Consider the following 12458-nt stretch of genomic DNA (forward strand, 5'->3'; position numbering starts at 1 on the left):
TAGTGGGAATCCTTTTTACCCATTATGCCCGCCCGCACACGGAATTCCTGACAGTCCCCGGCCCAGCAGCAAGTTTGAAGCCGGCTGAGGACTTGACCATGCCCAGCAGAGCGTCGATGTCAGCCTCCGTAAGTTCATTGCTGATCGCCAGACGCCGAAGGGCGTCCCGCTTCCAGGACGAGAGCGTCTCTGACCATTCCACAACGTCATCAATCGGCGCCCCCGCCATTATACTTCCCCCCGAGAACACCGGTTGCTCATTCTTAGCCGCTCTGGACGATCTGCAGCTTCGCCCTGGCGATTGCCTCCTCCAAACGCGCACGTGAGATCGCGGCAAGGCGCTCTACCCCAAGGAGCCGAGCTAGATCGCGTGCGGGATCGTGCATGACCAGAAGATCAGGGTTGCCGATCACCATCGAGGCAAGTTCAGCCAGCGGTATATCAGCAATCGAACGTCGGGCTTCCTCATTGACCGGTTGACGATATGGCAGGAGATCCGAGACCTTGCCCTTTTTCCAGATGAACTCGCCGCTCGACTCCTGCGTCCTGTCCAGATCCCGTAAATGAAGGTCGATCCTCTCGCGGATGCGCCCGCCGGTGCGGAGCCAACCATGGACCCGAGCAATCCGTTGGGCGAGAACATCTGTTCGCAATGGACTTTCGGTTTCGATGACGGTTTCAATCATGCCAAGCAACGTCGTGCGATAGCCAAATTCGAAGAACTGCTCGGGGTCTGCCCGGAAGCCGCTGAGATCGGCCACTCGATACCGCCCTTCCTCAGCGCCGATGGTGTGCTGGCCCGTCATCGTTGATGGTGGGGTTGTCTCAGAGTGGCTGGATGCCTCGGAAATGTTCACCGATACGAGTTCGGTTTCGGCCACCGTCGACGGCAATGGAGGCTCTTCGATCGGCCTCGCGTGGTCTTGCGTACTCTCGTCGATCGGATTGACCTGGCTCCCCATATCCCAGTGAGCCTCGGTCTCCGGTTCTTCGACCGCACGTTTCGCCCGGTCCTCTTCCAGTAAAGTTTCCAGGCTGGTGTGCAACCGTTCGGCACACCCTTTGGCATCGAACCACCAGTCCGTTGACCAGATACGCAGGATGTTCCAGCCCAGCCCCTTCAGCACCTGTTCGCGAACCTTGTCGCGATCTCTCGCCGTCGACGACCGGTGATAGGTTGCACCATCGCATTCCACCCCCGCGAGGTAGGCGCCAGCCAAATCCGGGTGACGGATCGCGAGATCGATTCGGAAGCCGGAGATCCCGACTTGCGGGACGACAATCCATCCCCGCCGCTCCAATTGAGCGGCCACGGCTTCCTCGAAGGGAGAATCAAAACCACCGACAGATCCGATGTCCTGAGCCGGCAGCGCGATAGCGCCTCTTTCGGCATAGTCGAGGAACGTCTTCAGATGCTGCACGCCGAGCGCCTTGCTTCTGGCCGGGTCGATCTGGTCTGCCGTGAATCCGGAGAAGACGATGAGTTCCTGACGAGCGCGTGTCACGGCGACGTTGAGGCGCCGCTCGCCTCCGTCGCGATTTAGTGCCCCGAAATCCATCGGCGGTGGTTTTCCTGAGGCATCCTTCCAGAATGTGATCGAGAACAGGATGACATCCCTTTCGTCGCCCTGGACGTTCTCGAGATTCTTGACGATCGTTGGCTCGATGCGATCATCCGCGAAGAACCATTCGAGTTCAGGATGATCGCGGCGCGCGGCATCGAGCAGGTCCAGGATCAGGGACTGTTGCTGGGCATTGAAGGTGATGACGCCAAGCGTCGGACGGCCATTCTCGGGAAGTTTTAGCCAGCTCTTCATCCGCGCAAGTGCCTCAGCCGCGACCGCCTCCGCCTCGATCCGGTTCGTGCGACTTTTGCCACGGTCATAGATGCCATTTGGCACCTTATGCAGGCGCACCGCGCGGTCCTCGACCGCAGGCGAAGGAAATGTCACCAATCGGTTCTGATAGTAGTGATAGTTCGAGAAGGCGATCAGGGATTCGCTTCGGCTGCGGTAATGCCACCTCAGATCGCGCACCGGAATGCCAGACGCCCTTGCCTCATCTAGAATGCTTTCAAGGTCCTTCTCGTAGTCGGCGACCTCTTCCTCATCCTCGCTGCGTCCGAAGAAGTTGGTCGGCGGCAGCTGCTTGGGATCACCCACGATGATGGTCTGGCGCGCCCTGGCAATGGCACCGACCGCGTCCCAGGTGGTGATCTGCGAAGCCTCGTCGAAGATTACCACGTCGAACAGAGCCTGGTTGGGGGGAAGATACTGGGCAATGGAGAGCGGCGACATCAACATGCAGGGCGCAAGCTTGGAAAAGCATTCCGGCATTTTGCCGATCATGTCTCGGATCGACTGGTTCGGCCGCTGAAGCTCCATCTGGTGGCGCAGCAGGCCCAGTTCCGAGTTACGCGGAACACCTTGAACCGCCGGAAGGCCATGCGCGATCGAACTGATGACGCGCTGCGCGGCATGCGACCGCACCAGATCATCGATCTCGCGGAACTCCTTGATGGCGTTCTCATGCTGAAACCTGCGGAAGTTTCGCAAGACAAGATCTTCGTCAAGGACCTTCGGGAGCCACCATCGGGCATAGCCAACGCGAAACCCCGAGCGCGCGTTTTCAGGGAGGATGGCTCCCGTCTCGATCTGCTCGACCAGAGGCGCCAGGTTGCTGCTGATTGCCCTGCTCCTGGCCCGACACCAGGCCGACCAGTCGCGCAGCAGATTTCGTGCACCTATCAGAGCACCGAGCTTCATGTTGAGCGCGACGAGACTTGTGCCATCGGCGCTGTCGGGAACGTCCCGCGCGGCAATCTCACCGAACACCCGACGCGCGACCTCAAGGCTTTTCGTAGCGGCAAGAAGCCGATCTCCCGCCTGGCGTACCCGGTCATTTTCCAGCGTGCCCCGAAGGCTCGGCGCGACAGAACGCAGGACGGATCGTATTTCCTCTTGAGAGCATCCGGGGATACGCAGAGCACCGCGAAGGCGTTGAGCGAGATCGAGGATGTCCGTCACCCCCTTGATATCCGTGGCAAGGCCATCGACCCGCAGCGGCTTCCCAGCTAGCAGGCTCTGGTCGATGGCGGAGAGTGCTTGCTTCATTCGCTGCAGCAGCGGCAGGTCCCGGCCGGGGTTCGCGGTGCCGAGGTCGGCATGGCCCTGCAGAAGCTTCTGGACCTTGCGCTTGCCAAGCGTGGAGTTCGGCCAGAACGATGTCTTCGCTTCGCGCCATTGACGGCCAAGACTATCCGGATCCAACTCGCGGACCTGGGCAAGGCTATAGGTAGCGGCAAGGCCTCGCTCAGCTTCGCGATAGGTTTCGATCGAACGTCCCAAATCAACGAGCTCAGTCCTGCACTGTGCGAAGTCCCGGTCGAACGCAATCGAGATGTCGCAACCTCGACTTTGGTTCAGGATCTGCGCAAGGCTTCCAAGGCTCTCAAGTACCGCGCGCGGCACCGGCTCTTTCGCGCCGAGGCCCAAACTAGCGAGGTAGTCCCTGATCGACCTGGTCAATAGTTCGATTGCTGTCTGAAGCGATTTCGCTGCGGAAAGTAGGTTTTCTTGCCAACCGATGCTCCACTCTGCAACATCGATCAGGTCGAGTGCCGGCTCACGGTCGACGGATGCAAAAACAAGGCCTACTTCTGCGGCAAGCTCTTCCAGATCGAAGAGCGTTTGCGCGTCGTGGGTATCGCGCGCCTGCCATGTGAGCACAGGCGCAGGCTCATCCGTCGATCTAAGGGCGATCCCCAATGCCAGAAAGGGCGTCCAGCCATTTGAGTAGCGTTTGTGAAGCGCCTCGACGTAGGCATTCAATTCATCGCGCCTCACGCGAAGCCGCTCGTTGATGGCGACCCATTCGGACGCGTCGGTCCGGCCGCCATGTTCCCAGGAAGATTTCAACTGCCCGAGAAAATGTTTGCGGTCGGCCTTGTTCGAATGCAGCTCGATACAGTGATTTCCCAGGCCATGTTCCCGCAGCCGGCGATAGACGACGTCGAGAGCCGCCGTCTTCTCCGCCACGAAAAGGACCGTCTTCCCCACACCCAGGCAGTTAGCGATCATGTTGGCGATGGTCTGGCTCTTGCCCGTGCCTGGGGGACCCACAATGACGAAGTCATGGCCCTCGGCAGCAGCAAGACTGGCGGCTGTCTGCGATGAATCCAATGGCAGAAGGCTTATGATGCTCGAGGGCGCATAGGCGCGGTCCAGGTCACGCTCCTCGCGAAACGGCGACTGTCCATCCGCGGGCTTAAAGGCCTGCTCCGGGGTGTCGATGAGGTGGCGCACGACGCTGTTTTGGCGGAGCGCCTCGGTCCGCTCGACCAGATCCTTCCACATGAGAAACTTCGCGAAGGAAAAGGTTGATAGCGCGGTTTCGTCGACGACCTCCATCCCGGGAACGTCACGCACTGCCTGCCGCATCATGGTGAGTACCCGCGGCACATCAATGCCATTGTCGTCCAGCGGCAGATCGCCGCCAAACTGCGGAAGGCGCAGATCAAAGTCCCGCTCTAGGAACTGAAGAAGCGTTGCGTTGAACCGAGGTTCGTCTTCGTGGAAGCGGATCGTGAAGCGCGAAGTCGCACTGCGGCGCTCAAGCCGTACCGGCACGAGAAGCAGTGGTGCGCGATAGCTGCGGTCATCGTCCGGCTTCTTTTTCCAGCGCAGGAAGCCCACCGCTAGGAACAAAGTATTTGCTCCTCCCTCGGCGAAATCGTTACGGACCTGTCGATGCAAATCGATCAGCCTGGCGTCCAGCTGATGGGCGTCTAGCGTCGACGGGAGCTCATCCCTAAGCAGAGCCTCGGCTGCGAATCCGCGCTGAAGGTCGCGCCCGTGGACGTCGCGATAAAGCACCTCGTCTCGTTCGCCCAAGGGGTTCTGCTCGGGGAGCGATATGAGATGGATCGCGACACCGTTTGCCAGCCGATCCTCCAGATAGGCCACGTCGGTGCACAGAAACGGGATGGTCTTCTTCGAATCCGGGAGATTGAGGAGCCGGTTGCGCAGCGTCAGGTCGAGGAGCTTCTTCTGCCAACGGTCTATACGGCCGGCGGCATTGGTCGGCTTTACCTCGATAGCCTCGGCCGGCAATTCGCCAATCGCTGGCGCTGGAGGAAGTGGGAGAACGGCGGCGACATCCACATCGTCCTCGACGGCGTTGCGCCGGATCGGCTCGTGTGAGGCGAGCGGCGTTATGCCGCCGCTGCGCGAGCGGCGTACGTCTATAGCCGCGACGAAGGCGTGCGCCTGGTCTTCCGCCAGACGGTTGCTCAACGCACTTTGCGCGCTGTCAAGTGTGAGCGCAGGTCGATGGGTGACGCCAGTTGTCTCGAAAGCAATGAATTCTCGGGACGCCAATGCCTTGCGGACCTCCATGTGATCCGTCTCAACGGCGTTGGCAAAGGTTCTCTTGGTCAGCCAGACACCGGCCGCTGCATGCCCATCGAACATCAAGATGCCCGGGTGCAAGCCGGCAGCCTCCAGGGCCGCGGCAAACAGAAGCGTAGTGTCAAGGCAGGTCGCAAGACGCTCCTGCGCGATCGTCGTTGGGCGCCTAATCTTCTGGCCTCGGCTCTCGAAGCTCGCCGGCGGCTCCGCATAGTGCAGCCCCATCCCGGCGATCGCCGAATAGATGGCCGCGGTCAGCATGTATGCCCGTTGGGGACTCTGGGATTGATATCCGTCCAGGCCACTCGGGTGACCATGCGCGACAAGTCGTTCGGCCGCGGCCCGTAGGATTTGCGCCACACCCGGATCATTCGGCATGGCGAATGCTGGCAGCAATTGAGCCATGTCCGCAACGCCACCCCATTCGTCGCGCGCGAGCAGTCTGACTGTCAGGCGTCTTTCGTCTAGAACCTTGCCCGCCGACGACAGGCGAAGCGTGATCTCACCGCGTTCGGCCTCGTTCAGGCCGGCGAGATAACCAGCATCAAGCTCGACTTTGCGGTCGCTCAGCCCAAGTTTGTCGCCCGGGATGATCCGATCGACTGTCCACGTCTTCGGCCGCAGGAACGACGGTAAAGACGTCAACTCAAGAACGCAGTTTTCAAAATGAGATGAGGAGTTGTTCTCAATTCGTATCGAACGAATGACCGGTATCGCATTCTGATAGGATGCATATGTGAAGCTGGAAGCGACATCGGCAACGATGCATGGCGCAGCAGAAATATCGGGTGCGGAACTGTCAATTGTTGCGTACTGAGAACTATCGCCTGATTCCATTGATGCAGTACCTCCCCCCTTTGAGAGACTAGCGGCTTTTTTCCCTCTTGTCGTGTTTTTGGATGTCAGATCAGAAATAGAAGCTCTTTTGTCAGCTTGATATTTTGGATGTACAGATAATTTTCTGAGAAAGCGGATCCCGGCATTTCCCGGCGAACCCTATCGAGGCCCTGTCGCCACATGCCAAACCCATGAAAGAGAGTTGCCGAAAGCGGTTGGGCTTTGCTAACCGGGCGCTAGAGGCGGCGAAGCCGGCCTAGCAAGCGCCTAAGTGAAAAGTATCTTGAGTCGAACCGCCGGGACCAAGTGCCGAGAAATTCGCGTCGAACCCCGTCCCTTCGTTCGGGGCCGGAGATAGCACAATGGCATTTCGCTTCATCCATACCGCCGATATTCATCTCGACTCGCCGCTGCGCTCGCTGGCGATGCGAAACCCCGATCTTGCTGAACTGGTGGGAGACGCCAGTCGTCAGGCATTTGTCTCCGTTGTCGACCTTTGCCTTGCGGAGCGTGTCGATGCCCTCGTCATTGCCGGCGATCTTTACGACGGCGACCAGACGTCGATGAAAACGGCGCGCTTCCTGGCGTTGCAGATCACCCGCCTCCACCAGGCCGGTGTCAGGGTCTTCATGATCCGCGGAAACCACGACGCCATGTCGCGGATTACGAAGCAGCTCGTGTTTCCGGAAACTGTGACGATCTTCGGTGGCCGTGCCCAACCGGTGCTGCAATCAGCCGGAGGCCTGGATGTCATGGTCCATGGGTTGAGCTTTGCAAGCCCAAAGGCGCCAGAGAGCCTGCTGCCCAAATACGTGGCTCCCCGCGAAGGGGCGGTCAATGTGGGCATCATGCACACCAGTCTGGCCGGGTCGCCAGGACATGACGTCTACGCCCCCTGCAACGTTGCCGACTTGCACGGCCATGGTTTCGACTATTGGGCGCTGGGACATATTCATGTTCGGAAAGTCCATCCCGGCGCGCGCACGGTGGTGATGCCGGGAATGCCACAAGGCAGGGACATCAACGAGGCCGGAGAGAAGTCTGTGACCCTGGTAACGATAAGCGATGACCGGACCGTTGCGATCGAGGAGAGGCTGACCAGCGTCGCGCAATTTGAGCGAATTAATGTTGATTTGACCGGGACGCTGGAATGGCCCGAGGCCGTTGGACGGATCCGGTCCTCACTCGAGGAGAACCGGGCCTCCGTCCGATCCCGCCATGCCGTGGTCCGCCTCGGCCTGACCGGTACGTCGCCTCTGTCCTGGAAAATAATACGCGACAGGGATCTGCTGCTCGGCGAGGCTGAACAGGCAGCCGAACAGGTAGGCGACGCATGGATCGAAAAGCTTGAGCTCGACCTGGCACCGCCCAACAGCGACACATTCGACGGCGTTGCCGATCCGGTTCTGGAGCTCGCGCAATCGATGCACACCGTTGCCAGGTCGGAAGCTTTCCGAGCGGAAGCCAAAGCCCTGGTTATGAAAACCATCGGCGATCTTCCGCCAGACGCACGCGACTTTGCCGGAAAGGACGAGGCCGCACTGGACGTGTTCCTCGACGGCGCGCTTGCCCGCGGTGCCGACCTGGTCACGGCCCGCCTCAAGGCAGGCGGACAGCAATGAGACTGCGGCGTCTCGACCTCATTCGCTACGGCAAGTTTACCGACAAGACGATCGACTTCGGGCCGAAGCCGGAGTCCGGGCCCGATCTGCACATTGTGTTTGGCTTGAACGAGGCTGGAAAATCGACCGCGCTTTCCGGTTTTCTGGACCTGCTGTTCGGCGTTGAGGAACGCAGCCGCTACAACTTCCTGCATGAGTATAGCGCCATGCGCATCGGCGGCGTCCTCGAACTCTCGGGCGACGAACAGACCTTCTCACGCACGAAACAGCGCAGCAACTCGCTACAGGATGCAGCTGGCCTGCCGGTAAGTGAAATCGCGATATCGGCACATCTGGCAGGCCTGTCGCGCGAAGCCTACAGCACCATGTTCTCATTGGACGACGAGACGCTGGAAGCGGGCGGAAAATCGATCCTGGAATCGCGTGGGGACCTCGGCAAGCTGCTTTTCGCGGCCAGCGCCGGACTGGGGCACGCCAGTGACATCCTGAGCGCGCTCGAGGCGGAAGCAGACAGCCTATATCGCAAACAGGCACACGGAACGGAACTTGCGCTGCTCAAAAAGCGGTTTGCCGAACTGAAGTCGCGCAAGGATGAAATCGACACGCTGGCCTCCACCTTCGAGACATTGGAAGCGGAACGTGTCGAGGCCGCGGAAAGATACGATCGCAGCCTGGCCGAGCGATCGGTGCTGTCGGCGCGCCTCGAGACAATCGCAACGTATCTGCGCGCGGCTCCCCTTTCGGCCGACATTCAGCGCAAGGCCGCTCGGCTGGCCGAATTGCCTGAGATTGCTTCGCCGCCCCGGACCTGGACGGGAAGCGTCGCCGAAATGATCGACCAGGACGCCAGCCTGCGAACGCGCCAGTTGGCAAACGACGACGAAATGGAGAGGCTAAGGGCGAAGATCGCGGCGATCAGCGTTGACGAGGCGATCCTCGCAATCTCCGAACAGGTTCGCGGATTGGCCGATCGAAAGGCACGATATATCTCTGCGGGCCTGGATCTGCCGACCCGCAGAACCGAGCTTCAAATTCTCGACAACGCCGTCGCGAATTGCCTTGCCGCCCTGGGAAAATCCACGGAAAGGGAGCCAGCTTCGCTTCTCCTGCCCGCCGCCATTGTCGGGACGGTTCGCACTATGGTCGAACAGCGATCCGGAATAACCATGAGCGTGCGCGCTGCCCGCGATGAAGCCTCTGCAGCCTTGGATGCGCTTCAAACGGCAAGGCAACGGGTCGGCGAAGAACGGGCTGTGCCTGAACCTGCCAGGGCAAGGCTGACCGCAGCGTTGTCCAAGGCGAGAGGAAGCGGGCATCAGAGCGAGATGAAGGCGGCTCGTGAGGCGGAAGACGCAAGTCAAATCCGTTGGCAGGCGGCAATGCGGCGCCTGCAGCCGTGGAAGGGAGACGCTCAGGCGCTCTCCACGATGTCAGTGCCGAGCGCCAGCCAGATCGCGGTCTGGAAGACACTTTCGGCAGAGAACCAGAAGAACAAAGCCGTCCTTTCCCAACGTCTGGCGGAGCAGGAGCAAACGCACGCTTCGCAGCTGGCACGCTTGGAAATTATCCGCTCCTCGGTCGATGTGGCGGATGACGAAACCGCAACAGCCATACGACGCAATCGGGACGAGGCCTGGAAAGGGCACCGCCTCAGGCTGCTCGCCGAGACGGCGGACATCTTCGAGGTCGCGCTGGCTCGTGACGACGATGTTGCAGCAGCCCGTCTGGTCCATGCGCGCGAGCTCGCTGAAATCAGAACAACGCAACGAAGCCTTGCCGAAGGCGCTGCGATCATCGCGCGCGCGGCTGATCAACTGGAGCAACTCGCCGCGAGCGTGGAAGCAGCACGCTCGGAAATCACCGCCGCGGCGACAGACTTACTTGCGGCATGCCAGGAAACCGCGCCTGAGCTTTTGATTGGGCTGATCGAGGAGCGCAGCGCCGCCCGCGCCGATGCACTCGCGGCCTGGGACGAGATCCTGGTCGCGCGCAAGAAGCTTGAGCGGGCAAATGGCGACGGGGACCTGATACGCCTCGCGCTGAGTGCGGCCCTGGAAAGTGTCGGGATAGAGCCGGAAGCCAACGACAGCCTGGAAACCATGATGGCCGTTGCGGAACGGTTCCTCGACCGGCAAGCCAAGGTCGATGCCGAGCGCGCAGAGGCGATCAAAACGGTGAGCGCCAGGGAGGAGGATCTGGCAATCAGACGCCGCGCCGTTGAGGTGGCGGAAGGCCGCGAGGAGGGTTGGGTGGCCGACGTCACGGCAACCCTCCAGGGCACCTGGCTGGAAAGCGGAATTTCCGCGCCTGGCGTCGGCGGTGTGCTCGATCAGTTGGCAGAGCTGTCAAAGGCCATCCAAGATCGCGATGCGATGCGGCTGCGTATTGCAAAGATGGAGGCGGACAGAGGCGAGCTCATCGAGGAGGTTACGGCTGCTGCGAGACAAATCGGTGAGCCGGCGGACAAGGATGAACCGGAACAGTTGGCCATCAGGCTGGCCGAGCGCCTGGAGCGCGCCGACCGCGCCCGCGAGGCGAAGGCGACCTTGCTCGTCGACCAGCAGCGCCTGCAGGATGTTCGTGACACGCTCGATTTGGAAGTCGCGGTCCAACTGCGACGCAAGCAGGATGTGCTGGCCGCCTTTGGCGTGGCCACCTTGGCCCAAGTCGTTGAGCGCGACGAACTGCTCAAGGAAAGGGACCGCTTGCGTGCGGCCTTGACCGATCTTGAAGAACAGCTGTCGGCTGAACTTACCGCGGATGGGGCCGAACAAGCCCATTCGATCCTGGATGGCCTTGATCTGCACGGACTTGCGATCGAGAAGGCCGAAAGCGAGCGGCGGCTTGGCGATCTCGACGAACTGATACAGCAACAGCTCATCCGGCGGACTCGTGCGGCCGACAAGCTGGATGCCATTGGCGGCGACAGCGCGGTTGCCCGAATAGACGCGGAGCGTCGCACCGTGCTTCTGGAAATCGAGGAGAAGGCGGTTCGGTACATCGAGCTGAAGTTGGGAGCGATGTCTGCCGCAAACGCTCTGAGAGTGTATCGCGAGCAACATCGCTCCGGGATGATGGTGAGGGCTTCGGATGCCTTCGCGCTCATCACACGCGGTCAGTACAAGGGCTTGGCGACCCAACCGGTGAAAGGCGGCGAAGTCCTCATCGCCCTGCAACGCGACGGCCAATCCAAGGTCGCCGACGCGCTGTCGAAGGGCGCTCGGTTTCAGCTCTATCTGGCCCTGCGGCTCGCGGGCTACTACGAGTTTGCACGCTTAAGACCCTCCGTGCCCTTTCTCGCCGACGATATCATGGAGACCTTCGACCATGTGCGATCCGAGGAGGTCTTCAAGCTGTTCGGTGAGATGGCATGTGCGGGCCAGGTGATCTATCTCACTCATCACCAGCACCTGTGCGACATCGCCAAGACCGTTATTCCCGGCGTCACGATCCATGAGCTGGGGTAATTAATTATGGACGCTTCCCCTTGACGCAGGCTATCACCTTGGGTCAGTCAGGGATTTCGGTCCCACCGGGTCGAATGTCCGTTATCACCATTATGGCCGCCGGAAGCTGCCTGTCCGGAATCGGCCCAAAAGCGGACGCAAGACAGTTCTACAATTGGCCGCCGACCGGGGGTTCTTGGGATTTCGACCTTCTGTGTTGCGGTCCCAGTCAAAAGTCGAAATGTGCGCTCGTCTGAAAGAACTTGGCATTCCGGGACCCGACAGAATGCGCCCCTTGGTTCAAGCACCTACGGGTGTTCGAGCCGGTAGACCGCTACATCGTGAAACCCACTATCGACGGAGTACACTTCTGCTATCGGCGACGCTCGGTCTAGAGCTTAAAACGTCGCCGAAGATTGCCCGGAAGAAGGTGGCTTGGCCCCGATCTCGATTGGCTACTGCGCCTGATCACGCGCCCGAGTTTGACGCTCTAACAGCCAGCCTTTCACTAAGCCGTAGGCCTGCGTTTGGCAGGCGCCTTTTGAGCCGGGGCAGGCTGCGTTTTGCGTCCGAGCCCTGCTGCCTTGGCAAGCGTTGATCTTTGAGCCGCGTAATTCGGCGCAACCATCGGGTAATCCGGCTTCAATCCCCATTTCTCGCGATATTCATCCGGAGAGAGTCCGAAGTGTATCGAGAGATGCCGTTTTAGCGATTTGAATTTCTTCCCGTCTTCGAGGCAGATGATGTAGTCCGGCGCTACCGACCGTTTCGGATTGATGGCTGGCTCCTGTTTCGGCAGCTCGGCCACATTCGGCTGAACCAGGTCTGTCAGTGACGAATGAATCGACGCGATGAGATCTGGCAGCCCAGCAACGGGTAGTGGATTTTGGCTAACATAAGCAGAGACAATGTCTGCAGTCAGCCCGACGAGATCGGCCGTTTGGGTTTCGTTTTGATCGCTCAAGTATCAGCTCCTACGATAGGGATAAAGCTCGCCCCACGCATCTGTCGTATACCGCAATTTTGAGCGATGCCGAGAGAAATTCCACCAGCGGATACTGTGAGATGGCCGTCGCCGAAACCTAACTGCGTATTCCGACGAAGCCGGCCATCGATTCCGATTTGAAGCCGGCCAGTCATTCCGA

General features: G+C 60.3%; 4 protein-coding genes. 2 read left to right on the forward strand and 2 right to left on the reverse strand.

Annotation, left to right across the window (positions count from 1 at the left end; all coding sequences use genetic code 11):
- Window positions 1-263: 263 nt before the first annotated feature.
- A complete protein-coding gene (locus tag QQK95_RS17415) occupies window positions 264-6245 on the reverse strand; it encodes a DUF3320 domain-containing protein (protein ID WP_284274933.1) in 5982 nt (1993 codons plus the stop codon).
- A gap of 362 nt (window positions 6246-6607) precedes the next feature.
- Between QQK95_RS17415 and QQK95_RS17420 the strand changes: the two genes are divergently transcribed.
- Window positions 6608-7867: a metallophosphoesterase family protein gene (locus QQK95_RS17420; protein WP_284274935.1), complete on the forward strand. Its 1260-nt coding sequence runs from the start codon at window positions 6608-6610 to the stop codon at window positions 7865-7867.
- On the forward strand, window positions 7864-11334 hold the full coding sequence (locus tag QQK95_RS17425; protein ID WP_284274936.1) for an AAA family ATPase: 3471 nt from the start codon (window positions 7864-7866) through the stop codon (window positions 11332-11334). Before QQK95_RS17420 ends, QQK95_RS17425 begins: the two co-directional genes overlap by 4 nt.
- A gap of 487 nt (window positions 11335-11821) precedes the next feature.
- Here the strand turns inward: QQK95_RS17425 and QQK95_RS17430 are convergent, their stop codons facing one another.
- On the reverse strand, window positions 11822-12277 hold the full coding sequence (locus tag QQK95_RS17430; protein ID WP_284274937.1) for a Ros/MucR family transcriptional regulator: 456 nt from the start codon (window positions 12275-12277) through the stop codon (window positions 11822-11824).
- Window positions 12278-12458: the final 181 nt, after the last annotated feature.

The organism is Mesorhizobium huakuii, from assembly GCF_030160235.1.
In the GTDB taxonomy this organism is placed as follows: Bacteria; Pseudomonadota; Alphaproteobacteria; order Rhizobiales; family Rhizobiaceae; genus Mesorhizobium; species Mesorhizobium huakuii.

What these genes read in the sequence shown, in the direction of transcription:
- QQK95_RS17415 (WP_284274933.1), bottom strand. Translation starts at nt 6,245, where the DNA reads ATGGAATCAGGCGATAGTTCTCAGTACGCAACAATTGACAGTTCCGCA.
- QQK95_RS17425 (WP_284274936.1), top strand. Translation starts at nt 7,864, where the DNA reads ATGAGACTGCGGCGTCTCGACCTCATTCGCTACGGCAAGTTTACCGAC.
- QQK95_RS17420 (WP_284274935.1), top strand. Translation starts at nt 6,608, where the DNA reads ATGGCATTTCGCTTCATCCATACCGCCGATATTCATCTCGACTCGCCG.